This window comes from Paenibacillus rhizolycopersici (assembly GCF_014947195.2).
GTDB lineage: Bacteria > Bacillota > Bacilli > Paenibacillales > Paenibacillaceae > Fontibacillus > Fontibacillus rhizolycopersici.
In genome coordinates, this window is record NZ_JADCNN020000003.1 from 318,467 (window position 1) to 344,239 (window position 25,773).

The 25,773-nt window shown below is 51.4% G+C and carries 19 protein-coding genes and 1 pseudogene; 7 read left to right on the forward strand and 13 right to left on the reverse strand.

The window, feature by feature from the left end:
• Positions 1–292 precede the first annotated feature (292 nt).
• The 3 genes from IM700_RS05260 (at position 293) to IM700_RS05270 (ending at position 1,730) form a co-directional block, all read left to right on the forward strand.
• Positions 293–646 (forward strand): helix-turn-helix domain-containing protein, encoded by a 354-nt coding sequence (locus IM700_RS05260; RefSeq protein ID WP_059044468.1) that lies wholly within the window; start codon positions 293–295, stop codon positions 644–646.
• Positions 647–753: 107 nt separating this feature from the next.
• Positions 754–1,353 (forward strand): ImmA/IrrE family metallo-endopeptidase, encoded by a 600-nt coding sequence (locus IM700_RS05265; RefSeq protein WP_193416497.1) that lies wholly within the window; start codon positions 754–756, stop codon positions 1,351–1,353.
• 2 nt (positions 1,354–1,355) lie between these two features.
• Positions 1,356–1,730 carry a hypothetical protein gene (locus IM700_RS05270; protein ID WP_193416498.1) on the forward strand — a complete coding sequence of 125 codons (375 nt, stop codon included), beginning with the start codon at positions 1,356–1,358 and terminating at the stop codon, positions 1,728–1,730.
• Here IM700_RS05270 and IM700_RS05275 read toward each other — a convergent pair.
• On the reverse strand, positions 1,721–2,929 hold the full coding sequence (locus tag IM700_RS05275) for an oxalate decarboxylase family bicupin (RefSeq protein ID WP_239483634.1): 1,209 nt from the start codon (positions 2,927–2,929) through the stop codon (positions 1,721–1,723). The genes IM700_RS05270 and IM700_RS05275 overlap by 10 nt on opposite strands.
• 246 nt (positions 2,930–3,175) lie before the next feature.
• Between IM700_RS05275 and IM700_RS05280 the strand changes: the two genes are divergently transcribed.
• Positions 3,176–4,156 carry a family 43 glycosylhydrolase gene (locus IM700_RS05280; protein ID WP_193416500.1) on the forward strand — a complete coding sequence of 327 codons (981 nt, stop codon included), beginning with the start codon at positions 3,176–3,178 and terminating at the stop codon, positions 4,154–4,156.
• Positions 4,157–4,211: 55 nt separating this feature from the next.
• Here the strand turns inward: IM700_RS05280 and IM700_RS05285 are convergent, their stop codons facing one another.
• Positions 4,212–9,011, reverse strand: coding sequence for a X2-like carbohydrate binding domain-containing protein (locus IM700_RS05285; RefSeq protein ID WP_239483606.1), 4,800 nt, complete (start codon positions 9,009–9,011; stop codon positions 4,212–4,214).
• 429 nt (positions 9,012–9,440) lie between these two features.
• Here IM700_RS05285 and IM700_RS05290 point away from each other — a divergent pair.
• Both IM700_RS05290 and IM700_RS05300 read left to right on the forward strand, forming a co-directional pair.
• Positions 9,441–9,626, forward strand: a pseudogene (locus tag IM700_RS05290) (catalase); the annotation flags it as partial.
• 462 nt (positions 9,627–10,088) lie between these two features.
• Positions 10,089–11,372, forward strand: a complete 1,284-nt coding sequence (locus IM700_RS05300) for a glycoside hydrolase family 27 protein (protein WP_193416503.1) — start codon at positions 10,089–10,091, stop codon at positions 11,370–11,372.
• 174 nt (positions 11,373–11,546) lie between these two features.
• Here IM700_RS05300 and IM700_RS05305 read toward each other — a convergent pair whose 3' ends face one another.
• The 11 genes from IM700_RS05305 to sigK all read right to left on the reverse strand — a co-directional run bounded on the left by IM700_RS05305 (position 11,547) and on the right by sigK (position 24,827).
• Entirely contained in the window at positions 11,547–13,826 is a 2,280-nt protein-coding gene (locus IM700_RS05305) for a GH32 C-terminal domain-containing protein (RefSeq protein WP_193416504.1), read from the reverse strand.
• 3 nt (positions 13,827–13,829) lie between these two features.
• A complete protein-coding gene (locus IM700_RS05310; protein ID WP_193416505.1) occupies positions 13,830–16,298 on the reverse strand; it encodes a PfkB family carbohydrate kinase in 2,469 nt (822 codons plus the stop codon).
• A gap of 20 nt (positions 16,299–16,318) precedes the next feature.
• On the reverse strand, positions 16,319–17,953 hold the full coding sequence (locus IM700_RS05315; protein ID WP_193416506.1) for an ABC transporter substrate-binding protein: 1,635 nt from the start codon (positions 17,951–17,953) through the stop codon (positions 16,319–16,321).
• A gap of 108 nt (positions 17,954–18,061) precedes the next feature.
• The gene (locus IM700_RS05320; RefSeq protein WP_193416507.1) at positions 18,062–18,958 is read right to left on the reverse strand and encodes a carbohydrate ABC transporter permease; all 897 of its coding nucleotides are present in this window, start codon (positions 18,956–18,958) and stop codon (positions 18,062–18,064) included.
• A gap of 12 nt (positions 18,959–18,970) precedes the next feature.
• Positions 18,971–19,924, reverse strand: coding sequence for an ABC transporter permease (locus tag IM700_RS05325; protein WP_193416508.1), 954 nt, complete (start codon positions 19,922–19,924; stop codon positions 18,971–18,973).
• 229 nt (positions 19,925–20,153) lie between these two features.
• Positions 20,154–21,122 carry a LacI family DNA-binding transcriptional regulator gene (locus tag IM700_RS05330; RefSeq protein WP_193416509.1) on the reverse strand — a complete coding sequence of 323 codons (969 nt, stop codon included), beginning with the start codon at positions 21,120–21,122 and terminating at the stop codon, positions 20,154–20,156.
• A gap of 214 nt (positions 21,123–21,336) precedes the next feature.
• Positions 21,337–21,702 (reverse strand): GntR family transcriptional regulator, encoded by a 366-nt coding sequence (locus tag IM700_RS05335; protein WP_193416510.1) that lies wholly within the window; start codon positions 21,700–21,702, stop codon positions 21,337–21,339.
• A complete protein-coding gene (locus tag IM700_RS05340) occupies positions 21,699–22,358 on the reverse strand; it encodes an ABC-2 transporter permease (RefSeq protein ID WP_193416511.1) in 660 nt (219 codons plus the stop codon). The genes IM700_RS05335 and IM700_RS05340 overlap by 4 nt, the downstream gene beginning before the upstream one ends.
• Positions 22,351–23,208, reverse strand: coding sequence for an ABC transporter ATP-binding protein (locus tag IM700_RS05345; protein ID WP_193416512.1), 858 nt, complete (start codon positions 23,206–23,208; stop codon positions 22,351–22,353). The genes IM700_RS05340 and IM700_RS05345 overlap by 8 nt, the downstream gene beginning before the upstream one ends.
• A 152-nt stretch (positions 23,209–23,360) precedes the next feature.
• Positions 23,361–24,002, reverse strand: coding sequence for a YczE/YyaS/YitT family protein (locus tag IM700_RS05350; RefSeq protein ID WP_472850234.1), 642 nt, complete (start codon positions 24,000–24,002; stop codon positions 23,361–23,363).
• Positions 24,003–24,128: 126 nt separating this feature from the next.
• Entirely contained in the window at positions 24,129–24,827 is a 699-nt protein-coding gene (gene sigK, locus IM700_RS05355) for an RNA polymerase sporulation sigma factor SigK (protein ID WP_155605744.1), read from the reverse strand.
• Positions 24,828–25,079: 252 nt separating this feature from the next.
• On the opposite strand from sigK, the gene IM700_RS05360 reads away from it, so the two are divergent.
• Positions 25,080–25,754 (forward strand): SOS response-associated peptidase, encoded by a 675-nt coding sequence (locus tag IM700_RS05360; RefSeq protein ID WP_193416513.1) that lies wholly within the window; start codon positions 25,080–25,082, stop codon positions 25,752–25,754.
• Positions 25,755–25,773 lie beyond the last annotated feature (19 nt).

Consider the following 25,773-nt stretch of genomic DNA (forward strand, 5'->3'; position numbering starts at 1 on the left):
AATTCCCTCCTATAGTATATTGCCACATTGGCAATCAATGTAATTTTCTTCCGGCAAATCAACTTGCTTGTCCACGCGTATATCCGTCTGCAACTTCGATTCCGCTTCCTTCAACCTCCTCTTTTTTACCAATTTGGTAACCGCATCCTGATTATAGATTGCCATTTCGGTAATGTCAAGTTGCATTATTACCGTTTTGACAATATAAAATATTTCCATATGGTGTGCCCACACTTTACCAATTTGGCAACTTATGCTAGACTAAATGAAACGGCAAGGAAGAGGAGTAACCATGCAAACGCTAGGCGATCGGATCAAATATCTTCGTGAACAACGTCAGCTCACGCAAAAAGACCTCGCCTCCCAAGCGGACATTTCGGTCGTGCAGTTGTCTCGGTACGAGACAAACGACCGCAAGCCGGATCCGGAGGTGCTACGCAATATCGTCGACGCTCTGGATACCAGCGCCGATTACTTGCTGGGCCGAACACCCGACCCGTCTCCTGCTGCGGAGAAAGGGATGAGCTTGTCTTTTTTCGGCGGTCCCGAAGCGTATACGGCGGATGAAATCGCCATGATGGAGGCCGCTTTGAAAGCGTATCGGGAGCAGAAGAAGAAGCTGCTGAACGGGGACGAAGCGAAGTAAGTTGAAGTGAACCAACCTATATATGACCAGCAATGACGGCCCTGATTCTGGAGGGCCCTTATTTCGGGCGATGAACCGAACATACATTCTGATTCGGGGTGACTTGGATGCTGTACGCTTATTATCATGAGACCCATCTGGAACAATGGATTAACGCCAAATTATTGAATCACGGGATATCGGCCCCCGCCGATCTCGACATCGAGCGAATCGCCGAAGCCTTCGGCATCGGGCTAATTTACGGGAATCACCCCTCCTTTTCGGATAATGAGGAGAACGTGATTTTCCTGAACAAGTGGTTGGAGGCGGTTCAGACCCGGGTCGTCTTCTTTCACGAGTTATGCCATGTGCTGCGCCATGCCGGGGATCAGCGCCGGATGACGGATCTGTTCCTGCATGCCCAGGAGACTGAAGCCGAGCAGTTCGTGCTTTACGCCGCCATCCCCTTTTATATGTTTGCCAAACTGCCAGTGCCGGATCATCGCAGCGAGGCGGTGGCTTATATCGCCGAGCAATTCCATGTCCCGCCAGAGCTGGCGGAGCAGCGGCTGGACCAAATCCAGCGGCGGGTGCTGCACGGCAGCTTGATCGCTGCAGCCCAGGAAGCAACCCGCCGCCAGCGCGAAGCAGAACGGGGCTGGTCGCCGGAGACTCGGCGCATGTTGTCCCAACTGGAACGGCAAATCGGCGGCCAGGGAGGGCGGTGACGATGCGGATCGCGGCGTATTGCGATTTTTACGCGGATTCCAACCGACCGCTGCAGTTGATTGTCGATGCGCGGCCGGGAGAACTGGATTGGTCGAAGACGCTCTACATCCCGGTCTCCGGTCCGTTTGAGCCGTTCACGGCCGAAGATTTCGGCGATTTGCCGGGCGTATCCGTCCTGCTGGAAGACCTCGTACGGCCCAAAGAACCGCCGGAGTTTTCCGGCGGTTCGGAGCTGGGATTAGCGCTTTCCGTTCCATCCCAACGGGTTCTCGGCATTCGTCTCCCGCAAATCGCCGCCCGCAGCGGCGATACGGACGAGATTCAGCGCCTGGTGGTGCAGATGGATGATGTCGAAGAAGTCTTAGGTTATGAGTGAGGTTTGGACGTACGTTCGTATTCCACCACCGGCCACTTTTGCTTCCGCAGCGCATCCACTAACAGAGGCCCGACATGCAGATTGTCCTGGACCAGCTCGCGCGGCGTCAGCGCCATCCATTGATTCAGCGACACATCGGCGAACCGGTCGCTGCGGAACATCTCCAAGAACCAGATGCTGCGATCCCCGGTATTTTGAATATAGTGGCCAAAGGCAAATGGGACGTACCCCACATCCCCCGCCCTGACGTTGAATGTGCGAGCGACGCCGCCTCCGGCGAACACGGTCATGCGTCCTTTCCCGGACAAATAATATTGCCATTCGTCGTTGTTCGGATGCCAATGCATTTCCCGCATGGCGCCGGGCTTGATCTCCACGAGAGCAGCCGCAATCGTTTTGGCGATGGGAAAGTTGGTGGAATCCGCGATGCGCACGGTTCCGCCCGGCGTTCGGATCGGCTTCTGGGCCAGCAGGCTATGCTTGAAACTGACGGGAATCTCTCCGTAAGGCGAAGTGATCTTTTGACTGGCGATCGGCCCCGGGACTCGGTCTTGGTAGATGTACACCTGCTTACCAGGGATATGGTCAAACGCTTTGCGCGGCACGCCAAAGTTCGCCGACAGCACCTCCTTGGGCGTGTGGGCGAACCAATCTGAAATCGACAGGGTGTTTAAGTCGGAGAAATGTCCGTCATCGAACACAAGGAGAAACTCGCAGCCCTCCTCCAGCCCTTGAATCGAATGAGGAATCCCCGGCGGAAAATACCATAAATCGCCGATGCCTACATCGGCGATGAAGTTCCTTCCATCCTGGTCCACGGCGGTGATCCGGGCTTTCCCCGAGATCATGAACGACCATTCCGCCTGCTGATGCCAATGCAGCTCCCGCACGCCTCCCGGCGTTAGGCGCATGTTCACCCCTGCCAGCGTCGTAGCGATAGGCAGTTCCCGAATCGTAATTTCCCGCGACCAGCCCCCTTGGTTCAACTGCATGTGCGTGTCCGAAAAAGAAAATTTCAGATTCGGAACCAATCCGTTATCGGTCACCGGAGGAACCAGCATATCGGGATTTTCGCGATCCCGCATGACATCCCGTGGTCCTGTATCGGTCGCGCCGCTGCCGTCATCGCGTATCGGCTCGGGCACGGGGGATGCCCCCGCAGCGTGATTTTCCGGATGCCTTGAAGCGGATGGATCCATTCGATCCGTCATCGACAATCACTCCTTATTCTGGACGTGCCAATGTTAATTTTTTCCACATTCTAATCATACAGTGATCCTATTCCCTCCCTAGCAGAAATATGTTCTGGCGAAACGGTTCATTTCCCAATAAAATCAGATGATTTCGGAGAAAATAACTTCAAGAGCTTGATAGTTGTCCAAGCTTCTGTATAATTAAAGTTAGTAAGTTTAGTCAACAAACTAACTAGGTAAAGGGGAATCCTCGTGGAAAAACCTGTACGTCCGAATGAACCGCTCGTTACGCATATTTTTACGGCTGACCCATCCGCCCATGTGTATGACGGCAAAATTTATATTTACCCATCCCATGACCTCGATCACAACGGTCCCGACAATGATAACGGCGACCAATACGCGATGGAAGATTACCACGTTCTCTCGCTGGACGATTTCAACTCACCGTGCGTCGATCACGGCGAAGCCTTGCATCTGCGGGATATTCCTTGGGCGAGCCAACAGCTGTGGGCTCCGGACGCGGCTTACAAGAACAATACCTATTATCTCTTTTTCCCTGCCCGGGACAAAGAAGGCATTTTCCGCATCGGCGTAGCTACGAGTTCCTCGCCTGCAGGCCCGTTCACGCCGCAAGAAAGCTATATTCCTGGCAGCTTCAGTATCGATCCGGCCATACTCGTCGATGACGACAACCGCGCCTATATGTATTTTGGCGGACTTTGGGGCGGCCAACTAGAGAAATGGCAAACCGGCACCTTCAAACCGGACGCCGAAGGACCGGCACCGGATGCGCCGGCGTTGGGGCCACAATTCGCTGAATTAAGCGATGACATGCTCAGCTTCAAATCCGCACCGCAAGAAATTTCCATCGTTGACGAAGACGGAAATCCGCTGTTGGCCGGGGACGAAGACCGGCGGTATTTCGAAGGACCGTGGGTGCATAAATACAACGGTAATTATTACCTGTCCTATTCAACCGGATCCACCCATACCCTCGTGTACGCGATCAGCAAGAACCCGCAAGGGCCTTATGTCTTTAAAGGCAAAATCCTGACGCCGGTCATCGGTTGGACCACGCACCATTCCATTGTGCAATTCCAGGACAAATGGTACCTGTTCTATCATGACAGCTCGTTGTCCGGCGGCGTGAACCACAAGCGCAGCGTCAAATACACCGAACTGCATTACAACCCGGACGGCACGATCCAAACGATCGATCCGTACAAATAAGCAAAGCAGGGGAGCACCGGCCGGCTGAATCAAGCCGGAGGTGCTCCCCTTTTTTTTATTTACTTGGTTCCTCTCCGCCTCCCGCTCTCGGTGTCGCAACATGCTCCGTCGATGCCTCTGCGATTTCGTGGAAAGCCCAGTGTGCTTGCGGTACGTCACGCCAAACCGGAAGCACGTCGATGTTGCCAAATAGCGGCCCTCGGCCCAATGCCCGGTTGATCACGGTCACTGCTTCGGCCCGCGTGACGAATGCCGCCGGGCGGAACTTGCCGTCGGCATAGCCGCTAACGATCCCTGCCGCTTGGGCGGACCGGATCGCCTCCTCCGCCCAATGGCCGGCGGTGTCGGAGAAGCCGGTGCCCTGCCCCGCGACCGACTTCATGAATTTCGCGGCGACGGCCGTGATTTCCGCCCGCGTCACCGGTTGTTCCGGTTTAAAGCTGCCATCGGCAAAACCTTGCATCAAGCCCATGCGGGACGCTTGGGCGATCGCTTCGGCAGCCCAATAACCTGCCGGAACATCGTTGAAGCCTAACGCTTCCGCCGTCTCCTTCAAGCCCACGGCCTTGGATAGCATGGCAGCCATCTCCGCGCGGGTAATTCGGTTCTCCGGTTTGAATAGCCCCCCCGGATAGCCGCTGATATAAGCTTTATGCGTTGGCAACATGGCCTCGGCCGTCTTCACCAGGACGAAGGTGCTGAAATGGTCTACGCTGAATTTCAACCCTTTGCCGTTCCCGAACGGAACAACCTCTCCCGTCAGGAACTCCGTCGTCCCGTCGGAGTGTTCGATATACACCCCTAGTTTGGCCGGGTCCGCATCGTTCAGCGCCGAGCCGGCCAGCGGCAGAATGAGCTCGACCTCCCGGTTCTGCAGGTTCGTTTCGATTTGAACCGGACGACCGATGACAGTTACCCCTTGCCCCCCTGTGGACGCAAGTACCACCTCGGCTTTGTTGGCGCGTCCTTCGATTTCCTTGCTTTGGTTAGCTGCTTTCACGGGATGGATTGTCACGGTCAGATCGCCGGTCGAACCCTGCAAAGAGGCTGCCGGGAACAGGATCTCTCCGCTCGTCGATTGGAGTTTTAATTCCAAACCGCGTCCCGTAATCAACTGAATAAAATCGCGGGCGAGCGACAACTGGACGGAGGCCACTTCATCCTTGGCATCCGGAATCGTAAGGGTTAGCGATGTGACGCCTTCGTCCTCTAGTTTGTCAATCGCAGCCCGAAGCGGAGCATCGGCCGTCAGTTTGACTTCATCTCGTTTCGTTCCGTCGGCTAACGTCGTCCGAATGATATCCACCGGGATCTGATTGGCCGGATTTCGAACGATTTCCGTTCCCGCCGCGCTAGGCGGCGCCGAAGGACCGGACGGTCCGGTTGGGGACGACGGCGGGTTGGACGGATTCGTTGGCGTTGTTGGCGTCGTAGAACCGGGGGCGACGCGGTAAATCAATAGATCCGCCAGCATCAGCTCGCCGGATTTTTTCACTACTTTGACCGTATGTTGGCCAGCTGGCAGGTTAGCAATGCCGAACAACGGCTGCTGGGCGCTGCGGGACTCGTTATAGGCATCAACGGTCGATTTTAACTGTCCGTCGATGTAAACCTCCATTTCTCCTTGGGCTGGACCTTTTGGCATATGCAAATCAATGCCCGTTCCTTTAAACGTATACTCGAAGGAATCCCCATTCACCTCTGTCGCATGCACGTCATCGTAATAATCGCCTTTGATGTGGAACGTCAGCTTCAAGCTTCCCAATGGCTGGACAGCGAGGTATTCCTTCTTGATCGTGACAATGTTCCCCGTTACGGTGTAATCCGCGCCCGCAACCAACGGCACTTGGCCGTTCCGAATGCTACCGAGGTTCCCGATGCCGCCGAGCACTTCGACTTCGATGTCGTCCTGGGCGGACGGATTCTTATCGAAGGTCGCTTCGGTGTGGTTAATCAAGTCGGGAATTTGCACTTTGAGGGCATCCAACAGCATGAAGCGGCCCGATTTCTTCACCAGCTTGATGGTGTGCAGGCTGTCGGTCAACCCGGATATGCTGTAGACCGCTTGCATCGGTTGTCTGGCATCGGCATGGGTATCCACGGTGCCCGCGAATGCGCCGTCCAGATAAACGTCTACTTCCCCCTGAGAAGGGTCAATTTCCGTGATATATTGGATCCCGGTCCCCTTGAAGGTGTATTCCAGGAAATCGCCGTTCGTCTCGGCAAAATGCACGTCATCCTGATAATCGCCGAAGTTGCGCCCTGTGCTGCGGTTCCAGGACCCGGTGTAACGAATGCCGGGATCGTTGTTGTTGATCATGAGGAAACGGCCGGACGTATTTACGATATCAATCATGAGCGTTTGCGGCAGCCCGGCACTGAACTGGAAGGTCAGCTCGGTTATGCCGGTTGGCTGCGCGGCCAAGTACGAGGAATGGATGCGGATCGTATCCCCTTCGAACGAAAAATCCGCCCCTTCGCTCAAGGCTTCCGCCCCGTTGGTGATGCGGACCAGCGTATTGCCGTTTAAGGTCATCGTGGTCGAGACATCGGCTTGCGCGGATGCTTTTTGATCAAACTCCGCTGTCTTCGGAGCGATCGTGCTGTTCACGATCACCGGTCCGGTAATGTCCACCGTGAACGTCTGCGTGTCGCCGCCGGCAAAACCAAACGTCAAGGCAAGCGGGCCGGGCGGTTGCTGGGCCAAATACGCTTTCTTGATCGTGACGCTGTCGCCGGAGACCGCATAATCCGTGTTTCGCACCAGTTCTGCTGAACCGTTCGCAATGTGGGTAAATGTATCTCCTCCCAGCGGCAGCGAAACGGGAATGTCCTGCGGATTTGTCGTATCAAAGCTGGCCGTCGTTGCCCCAAGCAAGCTGTCCGCGTAAACCTTGAACCCATCGACGAGCAAGTAGGTCCCGCCCTTCATCACGCCGGAGATCGTATGCTCGCCGAACGGCAGGTTCCGTACGCTGTAAACTGGGATTTGTCCCTGTTGATTCGGGGCATTGGCGCTTACCGTCTCTTGGAATTCGCCGTCCAGATCGATGTCGATGTCCCCTCCGGATTCGGCCGTTTCAGTCAGAAAATCTACGCCCGTACCTTTAAACTGATGTTCGAAACGCACCTCGCCCTTTTCCCCGTAATGAACATCGCCTAGATAATCATTCCAGACGGGATCCCTCCCCGAACTGTATCCCCAACTGCCGTTGCTTCCGTAAGTATCATAGGTCACCGACGGGTGGTTATCGTTATAGATCACCCAATGCTCGCCCGCCTCTGCGGCGATCGAACCGGGCGCTTCCTGCCCCGCGGGTTCCGCTACTCTCTCCTCATTGACCGCGGCTGCGTCATACACTACCGCGTTCCCCGATGCTGCCGCGCTCGAGTCGACGATTGTCACATTCAGATCCTGCACATCCTGCACCAGCTCATTACCGCCGTTACGCGTCCAGTTTCCGGTATACTTCACGCCGGTATCGTCATCATTGACTTTGGATGTCCCGTTCTTCGCCGTTACCTTAAACAAGCGCGAAGCATGCGGCTCCAAAGCAATATTATCCATGCCGGTTGCAAACTGGCCGAGTTCCGCATGGCTCCACAAATCGCGGACGGAAGCCGCGCCGTCCAATCCGATGTCGCTCCATTTGACGTCCATCGAAGCGCCTTTGTTGCCTAGATTGAACAAGGCCACCGTATAGGTCCCATCCCCATTATTGGCAACCCACACCTGCTGGTTGGTAGCCATCGACACCGGATGTGCCGGACGGCCGGCTTGGTTGACGGCGATGACCTCATCATTGGTCAACAGCTCCAGCCCGTAACTGTCTAGGTTGGTTAAATCATCGCCGGTGTAGAATTGCGCGCTGGCGATCGCCCATAACGTCGTCGCCGTCTGCCGCTCGTCCCGGGTCAAACCGGAGGTTTGACCATTGCCGACGTTCAGGGAATCGAAGTCATTCCAGCCGCCGGGACCGGCGTCACGCCACCATAAAGCGGCATCCGGGAACAACCGGGCGATGTTCGCCCACTGCGTCATCCCGACGTTAGGGTCATAGGCCTCTACGTCCCAATTGACGCGCCATCCGTTGGCGTACTTTTTCCAAAAATCCACGTAGTTGTGATCCAGCGCCCAAGACAGTTCGAACCAAATGCCGTGCTTGGACAGCGCAGTAGACCAGGCCTTCACGTCATCGCGTGCGTCGATCGTTAGGTCGTTATGGCCGGACCCCGGGGTCACGCTGTCGAACTTCACGAAGTCGACGCCCCAGGAGGCGATTAGATCAGCGATCGAGTTAATGTATTCCTGCGCCCCCGGCTTGGAGAAATCGATTTTGTAATCGATATCCCAATAGTCCGCTTGTCGGAGCGGCTGGGCGGCGATATCTTGCATATGGTATTCCGTTCCGTAGATTGGCAGGTTAAGCCGGTAAGCTTCCTTGGACAAGCCAGGTATCAGGTAGATCCCGACCTTCTGCCCATTGTTATGAATATAATCCACTAAATTCACGAAACCGTTTGGATATAACGTTTCGCTCGGAATCGGCCGGCCGTATTCGTCCATGCTGCCGTTCCATCCGGCATCGATATTGATGTATTCGTATCCGTGAGACTGCAGTTTTTCATGCATCGCATCGGAGATCTTTTTCAGTTTCTCTTCGGAGGTCCAGTTCCCCTCCGGGCCGTCGTAAACCTGTAAGCTGTAGCTGCTCCAGCCCATATAAGGCTTCATTGCCAGCCCATTATCGGCCGCGTGTGCCACCTTGTGACTTGGCTCAAAATAAGCACACGGTACTAGCACAATCGCTGCTGCTAACAAGCAAATCAACGTCTTTTGCAACAAACGGATCATCATTTCATCTCCTTTGGTAGAATAGGTGTCCCTGTTCAGAGACCCGTGAAATTCGGTGCCCCCCCCTATCTGCGCCAAGCGTCCCTTTTTTGGTAACGCTTTCAAAACGGCAGGTTGAATTATTTCAGGTTACCTGACCGTCCCCCTGCGTGAAAATACCCCTAAGCTTTCCACATTTGGGTCACGTTTCCTTCGCGATGAGTATAGAAAATTGCCGAAGCTTTCGCCTAGGTACATCTCTTCGTTCGACGTACATCTCCCCCTCATTTGGGGTGATCATCCAGCGGATTGAGGCAACCATTTTCTCGAACAAGGGACAATTTTCCTTTTAGACAAGAGATCTCTTAAGGGAATTTTTGCGATCAACCACTTTTACCAAATAATGCATACTTCCGAGAATCACGTAAGACACTATCCTCAAATTGAAATTTGGAGGTCAATCTAGTGGATCCACATGCAGGCACGAACAAAGAAGCGAACGAGGAGGAACAAACCCTAACGGACCGCCAAGGGCACCCGATCACAGACAATCAAAACGTCCGAACCGTCGGAAGCCGGGGGCCGACCACACTGGAGAACTATCATCTCCTCGAGAAAATCTCCCATTTCGACCGAATCTCGTAAACAATCTGAAGTTGTGCAGTTCCGTAATTCAGGAGACTTGGATCAGCCACTTCACGCAAGCGGACCCAGAGTATGGAAGAAGGGTTAAGGAAGGACTTGAGGCGGTGAAGCGGGAGATGGATGCGGCGGGCAAGCATACCAGCACTGCCAGTGCGGATGAAGCGCTGGATAAAGCCCAAGGGATGGGACACAAGTCCGATCGATATTAATGAAAAGCCGGCGATTGCAGCAGCAATCGCCGGCTTTGTTCTTGCATTTATTCGCCGCAGCTCAGCAAGTCCATCCGCAGCTTCCGGCAGCCATAACACCGATGGTTTTCGCAGATTCCCTTATATACTCGATTAACCGCAATATTTTCCCCTCATCGTTCCAAAGTTACTATAGATATTGCACTACTTCTTGATTAAGATGAACCTAAATAGAGCAATAATCATCTGTAAAGGAGCCAGTAAAATGGACCATTCGTTTATTGCACCTACTCCGCCGCTTGGCTGGAACAGCTGGGACGGTTATGGCGCGGCCGTAACGGAAGAAGAGATTCGAGGCAATGCGGAATACATGGCGAAACACCTCAAAGCCTTTGGCTGGAGTTATATCACGGTCGATATTCAATGGTATGAACCGGGGGCGCATTCCTCGCAATATCGCCCATTTGTACCGCTCGCGATGGACAGCTATTCCCGGCTCATGCCCGCTGAGAACCGTTTTCCCTCCGCGGTCGGCGGCCTAGGCTTCAAGCCTTTGGCCGATTATGTTCATCACCTGGGCTTGAGGTTCGGCATACATATCATGCGCGGAATCCCGCGCCAAGCCGTTCATGGCGCCACACCAATTCTGGGCAATACCGCGACCGCGCGCGACATTGCGCATACGAACTCCATCTGTCCCTGGAATACGGATATGTACGGCGTGGATGCCTCAAAGGAAGGAGCGCAGGCTTATTACGATTCGCTCTTTGAATTGTACGCCTCCTGGGGTGTTGACCTGGTAAAGGTGGACGATATTGCGGCCTCCAGGTTATACGGCACCCACCAACCGGAAATCGCGATGATTTCCGAAGCGATTAAACGCTGCGGCCGGCCTATGGTGCTAAGCCTGTCCCCCGGGCCGGCTCCGGTGGAATCCTCGGCCTTCTTCGCCGAGCATGCCAACATGTGGCGGATGACGGACGATTTCTGGGACCAGTGGCCGCTTCTGCGAGATATGTTCGACCGGTGCCGGGCCTGGCAGGGCGTGCCGCAAGCCGGCTCATGGCCGGACTGCGACATGCTGCCGCTCGGTCATATCGGCATACGCTCGGTGGATGGCGGCGGGGCGGATCGCTGGACCCGGTTCACCCGAGACGAGCAGTTGACGATGATGTCGCTTTGGAGCATCTTCCGCTCGCCGCTCATCTTTGGCGGTGAATTAAGGGATAACGACGAATGGACTCTTTCGCTGATCACCAATCGGGAGGTGCTGCGCATGCACCGGGAGAGTCGCGGAGCCAGGGAAGCAATCCGTGAAGGCGATCTTATCGTTTGGACGGCTGAACATCCTGAGGGATTCGGCTATGCCGCTGTTTTTAATCTCGGTGAAAGTCCGCTGACGCTGGAACTCCCTATGGAGCGGATCGGTCTATCGGGAGTTACTGCGGGCTTTGAGCTGTGGAGCGGAGCGACGGCCGAGCTCACGGTATCAGGTGAACTTCCTACCACGGTACCATCGCATGGAGTGCGTTTATTCCGGTTAGGGTAAGCAACACAAAGAGACCTGCTAGTGACTTATGCATAGGTCCTCAGAAATCCTATTATTATCTTTTGACCGGTGGCCCTGATAAGTAACGGTGGTTAAGAACAAAAAAGTAACCCCTAGCGCTCAATTCGAACGACTTAGGGGTTACTTTATATGGGAAATCATTTCTGCCCTTCTCTACCAGATCGACTTCATTTCCCACACTTCCATCGACCTCACAGCAAGCTCTCCATCTCCCCAAATCTCCAGCCCCAGCGCATCTCTGCGGCTTGGATAGACCCGGGTGGTCAAGCTTTTTAGGCTGTTGGCATAAGCTTCGACCATGGAACGGTCCAGATAAAGGTGCAGCCTCAAATTCTCGCTCGCGAGCTCCAGCTTGCCGCCCTGGATCCCTCCGCATCGTTCTCCCGGATGCAGCGTCGTTTTCGTTCGGTCGACCAGGAGCATCGATTGCTTCGAATCATAATAGAGCAGCGTTTCTTCTTCCCCGTCCGGAGTCCGCCGGAGCTTGATTCCGAATTGTTGGGCGCTGTCCGGTTCGATTTCCAATTGAATCTCGAGCATGTCGCCTTGAATCTCTTGGAGCCGTTCATTCGCCTCGGCGAGCGAATTGTCCCGAAGCGACAGCCGCTTCTCTCCGCGCAGCGATTGCAATTCTTGGATCGGCTCGATTCCCAGCCGTCCGTCATCCCGTAAATACACGCTTAATGGTAACCCGGCGTTATGGGCCCAGCCCGATTGATATTCCAGTTCGGACGTCCGGTCCCCTTGGGCTATCGTAAAGATGATTTTTCTGCCGGTCTTCGGGTCCACCATGCCGCTCGGGCCGGTGAAATGGAAATCACCAACATCAATCAGCTCGGGTTCCTCCTGATCTGGAATAAACGAAAGCTCCTCCTTATCCAGCCGCCCAATCCAGTAAAACACCTCAACATCCGCGCCATCTCCCACGGGACTGACCAACAATAAGTGCTTGTTCTCCCCCTGCTTATCCGTGCCAAGAGGAAGCAGAACCGGAAGCTCCCAGATCGGTCCAAGATAAGGAAACCTCTGAAGATCCGCTTGGAAAAACGGTCCTTTGTACGTCCAGTTCAACATATCCTTCGAAACAAAGGCCAACGCGGCCCCGCCTTCGCCTTCGATCCCCGATCCGACCAAAGCATACCAACCGTCATCGTCCTTCCAAACGAACGGATCGCGGAAATCTCCAAACGCCCCTATCCCTTTTTGCTGTACGATAAGCGGCTCCCGATGCTTGACCCAAAGAACCAAATCCGGGTTGCCATCGGCTGGATACGTGCTCCGAGCAAGAGCCACGCTTTGATTAGGCGAAGCACTGTCATTGCCTGCTGTAAAGAACAATACAGGCAAACCCTCCGCATCATACGTGGCACTGCCTGACCAAATTCCGTCCGGGGCAAGTCGATCCCTCTCAGGGGCCAGGGCTACGGGAAGGTCACGCCAATGGACAAGATCCTCACTCACCCAATGTCCCCAATGGATCTGATAGAAGAACGGCCCTAACGGATTATGCTGATAAAACAAATGATATTGCCCTTCAAAATAAATCGGCGCGTGTGGTTCATTCATCCAATGAGCAGGAGGGCTGGCATGATACTGCGGCCTATGCCGATCCAGCAACAGCGGAGTCCGATCCAGCTTAATCTCATCATAGGGCACCTGAGGTTTGATGCCGCCATACAGGGAATCCAGCACTTGCCGATACGATGCGGCGATTTCCTCTCCACTTAATGCCCGTTGATAGATCTTCAGCTCATCCAGGATCCCGCTAAACATCTGGAGATGAAATACTCCCGCCCATCGGCTGCTGTGATTATTTTTGCCGATTAGCAAATCTGTGCCTACAGCCTCGACCATTCGGGAACCAACAGGAACCTCTGACGAAGCAATTTCCCGGCCATTTAAGTACAGCTTGATTACGCCTTGCTCCCCATTAAAAACAGCGTTTACGTAGGACCATTCATGCTTAGGCAGCTCATCGCCGTCCGGTGACCAAACTTCCTTCCAGCCCCCTTGATCAAGCCCCATCTGAAAGGACCAGCGGCCGTGTCGGAACATGCCAAGCAGATATCCCTGCTCGCATTCCCTGTTGTGACGGTTCACAATAGCAGCCAGTTTCCCTTCATACCCCCAATCATAGGAGCGTGGCGCCACCCACACCCCTATGCTTAGGGCAGACAACGGCTCCGCCCTCCGATTCCTGTCTAATTCACTAGCAGGCCGGGCGATCGAAGTTGAATATCCATCGAACAGGAGCCCGCTTCCTACTACGCCTTGTCTCCACTGCGGATCAACGGGTTCAGTGAATTCGGCTTGATTCAATACATACTGAATCTCATCCCGCAATTGGGATACCTGCTCCAGAGCACTTCTTCCGGCTCCTTCATCAAAAGCCCAATGCATCATTAATCCTTGCTCACCCGTGAGCTGACTCATCGATTATCCCTCCTGACACACCACTTGCTTTGGAAAGGCGTAGGGGATTTCAACGGATTTCAGGGTATGGATCTGAACGGAATCCAGTACAACCTCCCCGGATCTCGTGATGACTTCAACCTGATCCAACGGAGCTTTCGGAAAAATTTGATCCGTCAATACAACGAGACCTTGATTCCCGTACACTTCAACCGCATTGCGATCCAGCCAAAGATGCAGTTGGATCTTCCCGTCTATCGCCGCCATTTTAGCCCCATGCTTGCTAGCGAATGACGGATGGAAATCGCTAACCCCGGAATAGGTACGATCGATGAACAGCCATTGATTCCCGGGATCATAGCCGACAATTACCTCGTCCTTCTCTGAGGATTTCAACCTGATCAGCACTTCCTCGCCAGACCGGATATCGAGATTCACTTCCATTTCAAGCAAATCCTCTTTCACGTTCTGCCAAAAAGGAGCTTCTGGCGTAACCGAGACCTCCTCCCAACGCAATGATGCTTTACGCAGTTGCTCGATTTCCCGGACAGGCATTTGGGATAATACGACACTCCCATCCTGTTCCGTTAATGACAAGACGCGGGGTAAAGTCATCGCGCCTCGCCAGGCCCCCGTAGGCGTCTCGTTGGCGTATTTCCAATTACTCATCCATCCGATGATCACTCGCCGTCCGTCTTCTTCCGGGAGATCCGACCAGGTGACCCCGGCATAATTGTCTCTCCCATAATCCAGCCACAGGATGTGATCAGGCGAATTCTCATTGATGAACGTGTTCCCGTCGAACTCCCCGATGAAATATTGCGTACGGGATCCTTCCGGACCATTCGGATAATCGCCGATGCTGATGATAAGCACCCATTTCGAACGCCCGGTATCGCCTATCGGCAATTCAAATAGATCCGGGCATTCCCAAACGCCGTCATGGGACCCTTCTTCTTTACCGAATACACCGGACAGGGACCATTTCAATAGATTCTCAGATTGATAGAACCGAACATGATCTCCCGCCACAAGCACCATGATCCAACGTTCGCTTTCGGAATGCCAGAACACCTTCGGATCGCGGAAATCAACCAGCTCCTCCTCGGCGAGGACGGGATTTCCTTCGTATTTGTGCCAGGTTAACCCCTTGTCGCTGCTGTAAGCTAAGCTTTGTCGTTGGCGGGGCTGCCCGGTTTCCGGATGGGTGTCCGCATGGGTGAAGACGGCCACCAAACCATGGGAATCTTCGAATAATCCGCTGCTATTCTTCCAATCCACCACACAACATCCGGAGAAAATCGCGCCATGTTCATCCGGGTACAAGGCGATCGGCAGATGCTCCCAATGAACAAGGTCTTTACTAACTGCATGGCCCCAATGCATCGGCCCCCATTGATTCCCGTAAGGATGGTGTTGATAAAATAAATGATAGCTTCCTTCGTAATAAACCAATCCGTTCGGATCGTTTAACCAATGGGTTGGGGGCGAGAAGTGAAACCCCGGTCTAAAACGTTCTTCTTCGATAGGTTGCTGATTGGACTCTAGCATCTGATGAATCTCTTCGGTTGTTGGCATTGCTCTCAGAGCCCCTTTCCGTGTTGTGACCAGCGCTCCGCCGGCATTTGCATAAGTCAGCATGTTCGTGATCTGCGAGGGAGTCAGATCTTTCAGAGGGCTTCCGGCCTCCAGGATTTTAAATAACAAGCATCCGAGAAAAGCATCTCCGGCGCCCGTCGTGTCAACGACCTTGACTTGAAACCCCGAAACATAGCCGTCTTTACTTCCGATCCGGTAGTAGCAGCCTTTTTCCGCCAAAGTGACGACGATCACCGCAATCTCAAATTGTTGCGCCAGCTTCAGGGATCCTTCTTCGATATCGTGAGTCCCCGTAATAAAGGAAAGCTCTTCTTCGGAGATTTTCAGAATATCGGCGTATTTCATTCCCCAAAGGATGTTCTGCTTGGCCTTTTCTGGGCTCTCCCATAACGGGAACCGGATATTCGGATCAAAGGAGAGCAGAACGCCTGCTTCCTTCGCCTGAAGAACCGCCGTTCTAGTTGCGGTACGAGCCGGTTCATGGGTCATGGATACCGTCCCGTAATGCAAGATTCGGCTGTTCACGATTTTCTCGTGCGGAAGATCCATGGACTGCAAGAAGGTGTCCGCCCCTGGCTTCCGAATAAAGCTGAAGGATCGGTCCCCGTGATCGTCCAAATGGACAAAGGCCAGCGTGGTGCTCGCTTCCTTCGTATACGAAACTTCGGTAACATCCACACCGGCGTTTTGCAAAGTCTGATGCAGCAGGGAACCAAACTGATCCTCCCCCACCTTGCTAATCAAGGCCGATTTGGATCCTAACCGGGATAGCGCAGCCGCCACGTTAGCCGGAGCTCCTCCCGGATTACATTCAAACTGCTCGTTTCCTCCAGTTGAACGGCCAGCCGGCGTAAAATCAATTAATACTTCCCCGATTGCGATGACATCTAGCACGGTTTCTCCCCACCTATCGTCTATTTATTTAGGTTTGCATAATAACGATCCAGCCCGGTTTGGTAGAGCTCCATTAATTCATTGAGGCCCATTTTTTCCAGTGTTTTAACGTAGCTGTCCCACTGCCCATCCACGCCGCCATCCACGATGAATTTCCCTCTTTGCGTATTTACATATTTGATTAACTCCGGCTCAATCTTGTTAATTTTGTCCAATTCCTCAGGTTCAAAGAAGATGCTTGGATAGTTTTCCTTCTCCATATAAGGGTTGTAATACTGTTCCAGATCCTTGGCACGCTGTTGGGCACGTGGTTCCATATCGACCACTTTGCCGAAGTCTTCAAATGTGATCACGCCGGGTCCGCCCGAACCTGGAGCAACCTTTTGACGGAATTCACCTGCAGAGGTGCCCTCCGGAAGCGGCAGGTTCACCAATTTCCCATTTTCATCCTTCTCGAACACGACATTCAGCGGCCCCCAATGGATTTGAGCAGCCATGTAGGGTTCATACTGTTGATCGATCCAACGCATGGTGATTTCCGGATTCTTGTTTGCTTTCGTAATCACAAAAGCTCCGCGTCCCGGACCTCCGCCATTAGCGCGTCCGATTAACTGATCACCACTGGGTCCCTTCAGCGGAGACAACAGAGCATAGTCCTTACTGCCTTCTGTCCCGACAACCTCTTCGATTTCCCACCAGATATAGGAGCCCAGCGTCTCATCCGACGATTTACCTTTAGCCAGATACTGTGCAGCGTCCTGGGTAAAGGACTCGGGATCGATCAGACCTTGTTTGTACCATTTTTCGTGGAAGTATTTGAGCGCTTCTTTATATTCAGGCTGAGTGGCGGTGAAAATGACCTTGCCATCGCGAACGACTCGATGCTCCAGGTTATCCGGAAGTCCAAATGCACCAAAGATGCCGGCAATATCCATACACCATTGCATGTGCATAAAGCTGAGCGGAATTTCATCCTGTTTGCCGTTCCCATTGGGGTCTTGTGTTTTAAAAGCAACCAGAGCCTCCGTATATTCATCCAGGGTTTGCGGCATTTTCAGCCCCAGCTTATCCAGCCAGCTTTTATTGATCACATGAAAGAACGGGTTGGTTCCCAGATTATTATCTTCCCAGGATGGAAGTCCGTAGATATGACCATCCGGTGCGGTGATCGTCGATTTGATGTCCGGCCGACGTTCAAAAAGCGCTTTCAAGTTCGGTGCGTATTGATCAATTAAGTCCTCAAGAGGAATAATGGTTCCGTCTTTACCGAAATTAATCAGCTCATAGTCGGTAAATCCGGCTGCGTAGAATGCATCCGGCAAATCCCCACTCGCAATGAGCAGGTTTTTCTTCTCTGTATAGTCAGTATCTGGAATGTTCTCCCAGTTGATCTTTACGTTCGTTTCCTTCTCTAGTCGCTTAAAGATTTCCATCTCGGAATATTCCGGCGCTAATGCCGCTTTTGGGGATACCATGGTTAAGGTCACGGTGTCGTTTACAATCGGAAGACCGGTCTTGTTAAAATTGGTGTCTTCCACCGAGCTATTGGCCTGGTTCTTCGAACCCTCGCTGCTGTTCCCTTTACCCGAACACCCACTTAGTACAAAGGCTCCGGCTAAGGCAAGAATTCCCGCTTTTTTGTACCATGATTTCATTGAACATAACCTCCCTTGATTTCGTCCTACTCGTTTAATCCCACGATTGTTTCCTTGCGATGAAATAGCCCTAAGCCCGCATCCCCCCCTTCAAGTCGCTTGTTCCTATCAGCCCTTGATCGATCCGATCATGACGCCTTTAACAAAATACTTTTGCAGGAAGGGATATAAAATCAGCAAAGGTAAGCTGGATACAATGATGACGCCGTATTTGATCAACTCGGTGACGCGCATTTTGGCCGCGTAAGATTCCACATCAATCATCATCCCCGAGTTCACCTGATTTTGGACAAGGATGTTGCGAAGCACCAATTGCAAGGGATACTTGCTCTCATCATTCAGGTAAATCAAAGCGTCAAAGAAGCCATTCCAGAAACCAACTACATGATAGAGCACCATGACCGCCAAGATGGACTTGGACAACGGCAGAACGATACTCCAGAAGAACCTGGTATTGGAACATCCATCTATCGAAGCGGCTTCCCACATTTCATCCGGGATGGTCGATTGAAAGAAGGTTCTTACGATGATCACATTAAATACGCCGCCCGCTCCGGGGATAACCAGCGCCCAAATCGTGTTCAGCATGTGAAGATCCTTAATCAGCAAATACGTTGGGATCAACCCGCCGCTAAAAAACATGGTGACCATTAGAAACCACATAATCACTGATTTCCCCACCAAATCTCGACGAGCCAGCGGATAAGCTGCAAATACGGTGACGGCCACTCCAATGAGGGTTCCTAAAGTCGCGTAAAGGATCGAATTGGCATACCCTATCCAAATGGAGGAATCGTTAAAAATTCGCTCATAACCATCCAAGGTGAAGCCTTTGGGAAACAGCCAAACCTCTCCCGAGTAGATATAGTTGGGATCACTAAATGACGCGATCAGAACAAAGTATAACGGGAATAACACGAGCAGCATCACAATGGTTAATAAGGAATAGTTGGTTACATCAAACCATACGTCCCCTCTGCTCTTTCTTTTCAGCAATGAATTCAAGGTGGACCCCTCCTACCACAAGCTAGTTTCTGTCAACTTCTTGGCGACTCGATTGACAGTGACAATCAGGATAATATTAATCAGCGAATTAAACAGGCCTACTGCCGTGGAGAAGCTGTACTCTGCTTTCTGAATCCCCATTTCGTAAACATAGGTTGGGATGATATTGGAGGTGGCATAGTTCAAATCGCTTTGCATCAGGAAGGCCTTCTCAAATCCAATGCTCATGATGTTGCCTAACGCGAGAATCAACAGAATCACAATCGTTGGCAAGATCCCTGGAATGTCCACATGCCAGATTCGCTTCCATTTACTCGCACCATCCATAATTGCCGCTTCATGCAGCTCCGGATTCACTCCGGCAAGCGCCGCCAGGTAGATGATTGTTGAAAACCCGGTTTCCTGCCATATGCCGGACAAGATATACAAAGGACGGAACCAACCCTCATCAGCCATAAAGAGAATAGGCTCTCCACCAAACCATGTGATGATATGATTTACGATGCCGCTGTTGGGAGATAAAAAAACGTTCAGCATGCCGACCAGCACAACGGTAGAGATAAAGTGCGGGGCATAGATCACCGTCTGAACAAATTTCTTATATCTCTTGCCGAGCATCTGATTGAGCATAATGGCGATGATAATGGGTGCCGGAAAGCCAAATATCAACGATAGGAAACTAAGGGAGAGCGTATTGGTAATGATGGTCCAGAAGTTATAGGAATCAAAGAAATCGATAAAGTGCTGAAACCCAACCCATTCACTCCCCCAGATCCCCTGACTTGGCGAGAAATCCTTAAATGCGATTTGGACGCCGTACATCGGATAATACTTGAAGATGAGATAAAGGATTAGGATAGGAAGCAGGAACAGGTATAACTCATAATCGCGTTTGATCCGGCTCCATCTCCGATTCCCATGAGGTTTGATCATCCTCGGTTCCCCCCCGCTGGTTCTTGAGGTCATTGAAATACTCCCTTTCCATGGTAAAATGATCTTCTATTTTGAAACGTTTCCAATTTGTTATGTGCAGAAGACCGCGAATCTATCCCATCCATCAACTGAAACCTTTAATGTTTTTCAGTGTTTATCGCACAGATACTCAAACTTGAAACGTTTCCAATTCTGAGAAGAAAAACGTCAGTTTCTCATAGAAATCGGAATAAACTGATGTTTTTCTTTCCTTTTGAAGGAATCAAGTTGTTTCGCCCTGCTTGAAGGTGACCGGGATCCGATAGACCTGCTCGGTCAGAGGTTCACCTTCCATCTTGCTATATAGCAGTCGAATCGCCATGCGCGCCATCTCTTCCACCGGTTGTCTAATCGTTGACAAGATCGGGTGAAAATAAGGATTGTCCTGAATGCCGTCATAACCTACCACCTTGACATCCTCCGGAACACGAATGCCTCGTTTGCGTGCTCTTTCGATGTAGTTGGCAGCCAGCATATCCGTGATGGCAAAAATGCCATCCACCGCTGCATGCTCATTAAAAAATTCATTAAAATAGGCTTCGTCATCCACAATAGGGTCCGGTTTCTCGTAAACCACGTACTCGACACCCAGTGCCTCAGCCTCGTGCATGAATCCTTTTTTTCGGTTCATGGTCTCACTAAATACGGAAGTGACGCTCCCAATAAAAGCCGGTTTTCGAGCACCGGCTTTAACTAACTCCCGTAAAGCCATGCGTCCTCCTTCAAAATTATCCGAAGTCACACAGGTAATTTTCTTATTAAAGTGTCGGTCAATACTTACGATCGGAATATCATGGCTCACATTATTTTCGATATCGTTGTAAGTGATCCCCACTATTCCAGCCACTTTGTTTTGCCGAAGCATATCCAGGTAGTACAGTTCTTTTTCGGGCTTCCCCCCGCTGTTACACAGCATGAGCTTGAAGCCTTCCCGATCCAACTCATCCTCAATGTAATAAGCCAGTTCAGAGAAGAATGGATTCCAGATACTTGGAAGCAAGAGAGCGACCATCTTGGATTTTTGCATCTTAAAATTTCGAGCGACTTCATTGGGGATATAATTTAACTCCCTGATTGCCTCTTCCACTTTTCTGCGCGTCTTGGGTTTGACCGCCCCCGAGTTATTGATGACTCTGGATACGGTTCCCACGGCGACGCCAGCTAAGTTGGCTACATCCTTAATGCTTGCCATATAACCCCCCCGAGCTCTCTTATGAATCCTATCATAGCACCAAAGTGGAAACGTTTCAATAATAAATTTGGAAACGTTTCAAATTCGTAAAATTTTAAGTCTTTCCATGTACCGTAAAATGAAAAAAGCCGCTGCTGCGGCTTTTTGGAGTCGAACGTTATATTTCCAATCGATTCGAAACACATAACGCAAAATCGTTATTCTCTTCGCTTCATCAATAAACCTTCTTCAACATTTCGATCATCTCATCCAAGCTCAGTCCAAAGGACTTATAATAAGACACCTCATTCATCAATTGCTCCATCACCGTTTCGTTGCGGATTCGCAACATCTCCTCCGGTGAGAACTCGGCCACGAAACATCCTTTTCCAGTAACCGTATGGATCAAACCGCGCCGTTCGAGTTCTTCCCATGCCTTCTTGACGGTGATGACACTGACCCGCAGCTCATGGGCAGCTTGTCTGATCGGGGGGAGACTGTAGCCGCTCTCCAGTTCACCCTTCAAAATCTGAGCGCTAATTTGCTCAAACAGCTGTTGATAGATCGGTTTCTCCGAAGTGTTCGAAATCGCTACGTTCATTGGATCTCCACTTGAAGGAATCGTTTGACTGCCATCCGGTAAGCCACAGCGGTAAATGCAAAGAAGATGACGATTCCTGCAATCAGCATGTATGCTTGAAACGCCACATGATTCGCTTCCGTACCATAGAAAATACGGTTCATCCCCGAATTCACGATCCCGAGCCATTGGGTAATCCCGGCGAACAGCGTAGCAGCCACGGTGGAGGCAAGCAGCGCCATGCCGAATTTATACGCCGTTTTGTAATACATGGGAATAAAGACAAGGTTAAAGATCGCCAGCATGGCAAAACAGAGACCAAAGAAACCCAAATTCGGCGGGAAGAACAGATAGGTCATCGAATCCGGATAGATGCGCGAGCTAATCAGGCCAAAGATCAAGGCAACCACAATATGCGCCGTTTCCAATCCGGCGACTACGAATACCCGCGCTTTCACGATGTCCCGTTTCGTGACCGGCATCATCGAGGTAAACATCAAATCATTTTGCGATCTCAATTGGTTAAACATATTCGGAATGGTGATCCAGCAAAAATACAGGATCACTACGAAGTAAACCCAGCCGGGAATGAACATTAAAGCGCCCGTTAGGAAAGGCATAATCAAAAACAGGGGATGTACGCCCAGCCTGATATCTTTCTTAATCAAGTTAACCATGGATTTGCTCCCCCTTCTTCGTGTAATAGATCAAGACATCCTCGAGGCTTGGCGTGGCGGACTTGATGCCGCAGGACGGATCGAAGTCGCTCGCTTGGATCAATCCCGTAAACCCAAACGAATTCGTCTTGTAGGCAATCATCTGGTCCTTCACCTGGTCCAGTTCACTCGCGGAACCGTTCAGCAGGAGATAAGATTCCTTGAATTCTTCCTTCTCGCAGCTAAGGATAATTTCCCCATTCGCGATAAAGGTAATGTAATCCGCGCACTTCTCCAAGTCGGAGGTAATATGGGTGGAGAAAAGAATGCTGACTTCACCGCCAACGATCAACTCCTGGAAAATGTCCAGCAGATCATCCCGTGAGGCCGGATCAAGCCCGCTTGTCGGCTCATCGAGAATGAGCAACTTCGCCCCGTGGGACAAAGCAAGGGCAAGACTGTATTTAACCTTCATGCCCGTCGATAGATCGGCGATCTTCTTATTCTCATCCAGTTTGAATCTCCGCAGGTAATAGGTGTAGGTCTCGTCGTCCCAATTCCGATAGAACTTTTTGATGGTCTCGGTCAATGTCTTGATTTTACTGCGCGTGTAAAAATCGATGCCCCCAAAAGCGAATCCGATGTCTTGTTTCAATTCAAGCTCGTGCTCGTTCATGTTTCGCCCCAGAATATGAACCTCACCGCTATCGATGTGAGTCATATTCAGAATCGATTTGATCGTGGTGGTTTTCCCCGCGCCATTGACCCCGATAAAGCCCATGATATAGCCCTTCTCCAGTTGGAACGAAACATCTTTGAGCTCAAAGCTCGGGTATTTCTTATTTAGGTTACGAATATCTAATGCCAGCATTCGGTACCTCCCCCAAAAAAATAATTGTGCATATCGTGTATGCACAATATAACATCAAAATTGGGGAACGTCAATAACTCAAGATGTAAAATAAACTCAAAACCCCCGCCAGACGATAAAGTCGGCGGGGGTTTGATTGGACAGCATCCCGGTTAAGCCACAAGCTTCTTCGTAAATTTCACGTCAAAAAAGTGGATGATGGGTCCTAGACCCAGCGCGGACACGAGCGTTCCCAAACCGATCACGCCTCCAGCCAGGAAGCAGATCAAAGCACAAAGTGCGTCTGTAAACATCCGATGCCAAAAATAAGAGATTTTCGGGAAGCGATTTTTCATAATCAAGGACAGACTATCATACGGAGCTATTCCCACATTCGAGGTCTGGTACAGCGATACCCCAAAACTGCAAACGACCACACCAATCGCCACAACGACCGTCCGTTGCCAAAAAAGCTGAGGTTCGCCGAATAGATGAAGCCAGGTACTATGAAAGAAAGTAACGATATAGCCCAGAAGAATCGCATTGACGAAAGTCCCGGCTCCGATATATTTCCGACCCATGATCCATTCGATTACAAACAACATCAAGTTTAGTAGGATTAGAAAATGAGCATAGGCGATGCCGAGAGAATCTGCGAGTGCCATCACCATGCCGCTGAAGGGATCGTTGCCCATGCCGGACAGCTTGAAAATACTAATCCCCATCCCCAAAAAGACATTACCAAAAACCATGATGATCAGTCTCTTTGAATCTATTTTAAGAAATACTCTCTTCATAGGGTCCGTCCTAATCATTTTATATTTGCTCCTGCAGCTTCATAATCAACGACGCCATTGTATCATAATTTCAATCGCTTGACTGTAAAATAAGCGGGACCGAGCATGGCTCGGTCCCGCTTAGGCATCTACAACAAATTCTTATTATTTTTTCTTATAAAACTCATGATACAGCTTCATGAGCGCTCTCTTCTCGATCCGTGACACATAACTTCGGCTGATGCCGAGCTCCTTGGCGATTTCGCGCTGGGTCCGTTCTTCTCCCCCATGATCCAGGCCAAAACGTCCCTTAATCACTTCCTGCTCCCTCGCGTCCAGAATGTCCAGGTTCCGATAGATTTTGCTCTTCTCCATCTTCAGTTGAACCCGGTCCACCACATCGTCCGCTTCCGTACCCAAAATATCGATCAAGGTGATTTCATTTCCTTCTTTATCTGTACCGATTGGATCATGCAGCGATACGTCCTTGCGCGTTTTTTTCAGCGATCTCAAATGCATGAGGATTTCGTTCTCGATGCAGCGGGCCGCGAAGGTCGCCAGCTTCGTCCCTTTATTCGGCCGAAAACTTTCGATCGCCTTGATCAGACCGATCGTACCGATCGATATCAGATCCTCCAGATCTTCGCCGGTGTTATCGAATTTCTTCACGATATGCGCCACCAGCCGCAAATTATGCTCGATCAGAATATTGCGGGAAACCGCGTCCCCTTCCGCCATGCGCTGCAGGTGTTTCGTTTCCTCCTCCTCGGTCAAGGGCTGGGGAAACGCATTATTTTTGACATACGATACGAGCAAAGTCAGCTGTTTAATGAACAAAGCAATTGCGGTAAACAATCCAGGCAATGATGACACCTCCTGCTGATTCACATCACAATGAATACAACCTCGCTTCATTTTGGGTCATTTCATTGTATGTGGGCGGAGGCCTAGGCGTGCCTGTACGAAGGAATTTGATTTAACAGGATCCTTTCTCTCATCTTGGAACATGAAGCACAAGTAAATCCATGAATTAAATCATTTTTAGCTCAGAAAAAGAATTATTTTCCTCCTTTTACAAACACTACATCACAATCGAACAAAGGAGGAAGATATTTCATGTGTCAACGGTTTTCCATCGCGGCCGAGTTGCCCGAAGTTCAGGAGCATTTTCAAATCGGGCGGGTCATGAGCTATTACAAGAACCGTTTCAACATTAGCCCTACGCAGCCGACGCCGGTCGTGCTTCAGCAGGATGGGGAGCGGGTGCTCGACGAGTTCCGCTGGGGGTTTGTTCCGTATTGGGGAAAAGACGCGGTTAACGCGGATCTGCGTAACGTCCACCAGAATCCGACGTACCGCCGAATCATCAGCACGCAGCGTTGCATCATCCCGTGCAATGGCTTCTATTATTGGAGGAAGGAAGGCAAGAAAGAATACCCCGTCCGGGTGGTTCTGAAAAACCGCGGCATGTTTGGTGTAGCCGGACTGTACGAAATTTGGCGGGATACGCGAGGCGAGCCGCTCCGCACCTGCACCCTCGTCATGACGGATGCCAATCCGCTGATAGGAGAGTTTGAGAACCGCATGCCTGCGATTTTGTCTCCGGAGGATATGACCCGGTGGCTGGATGAAGAGAACAATGATCTCGATGCGCTGGACCCCATCTTGCGTCCGCATGCAGCGGAGGAAATGAAGGCCTACGCGGTTACGCCGCTTATCGACAACAACCGGTACGACACCGACGAATGCATTCGGGAGATGGATTTGCAGCTGGCTTGGGTGAAACGATGAGACTCTGAAAAAGATAAGC

Coding starts and splice junctions, on each gene's coding strand:
- IM700_RS05260 (WP_059044468.1), top strand. CDS start 293: ATGCAAACGCTAGGCGATCGGATCAAATATCTTCGTGAACAACGTCAG.
- IM700_RS05265 (WP_193416497.1), top strand. CDS start 754: ATGCTGTACGCTTATTATCATGAGACCCATCTGGAACAATGGATTAAC.
- IM700_RS05270 (WP_193416498.1), top strand. CDS start 1,356: ATGCGGATCGCGGCGTATTGCGATTTTTACGCGGATTCCAACCGACCG.
- IM700_RS05275 (WP_239483634.1), bottom strand. CDS start 2,929: ATGGATCCATCCGCTTCAAGGCATCCGGAAAATCACGCTGCGGGGGCA.
- IM700_RS05285 (WP_239483606.1), bottom strand. CDS start 9,011: ATGATCCGTTTGTTGCAAAAGACGTTGATTTGCTTGTTAGCAGCAGCG.
- IM700_RS05300 (WP_193416503.1), top strand. CDS start 10,089: ATGGACCATTCGTTTATTGCACCTACTCCGCCGCTTGGCTGGAACAGC.
- IM700_RS05305 (WP_193416504.1), bottom strand. CDS start 13,826: ATGAGTCAGCTCACGGGTGAGCAAGGATTAATGATGCATTGGGCTTTT.
- IM700_RS05315 (WP_193416506.1), bottom strand. CDS start 17,953: ATGAAATCATGGTACAAAAAAGCGGGAATTCTTGCCTTAGCCGGAGCC.
- IM700_RS05325 (WP_193416508.1), bottom strand. CDS start 19,924: ATGACCTCAAGAACCAGCGGGGGGGAACCGAGGATGATCAAACCTCAT.
- IM700_RS05330 (WP_193416509.1), bottom strand. CDS start 21,122: ATGGCAAGCATTAAGGATGTAGCCAACTTAGCTGGCGTCGCCGTGGGA.
- IM700_RS05335 (WP_193416510.1), bottom strand. CDS start 21,702: ATGAACGTAGCGATTTCGAACACTTCGGAGAAACCGATCTATCAACAG.
- IM700_RS05340 (WP_193416511.1), bottom strand. CDS start 22,358: ATGGTTAACTTGATTAAGAAAGATATCAGGCTGGGCGTACATCCCCTG.
- IM700_RS05345 (WP_193416512.1), bottom strand. CDS start 23,208: ATGCTGGCATTAGATATTCGTAACCTAAATAAGAAATACCCGAGCTTT.
- IM700_RS05350 (WP_472850234.1), bottom strand. CDS start 24,002: ATGATTAGGACGGACCCTATGAAGAGAGTATTTCTTAAAATAGATTCA.
- IM700_RS05360 (WP_193416513.1), top strand. CDS start 25,080: ATGTGTCAACGGTTTTCCATCGCGGCCGAGTTGCCCGAAGTTCAGGAG.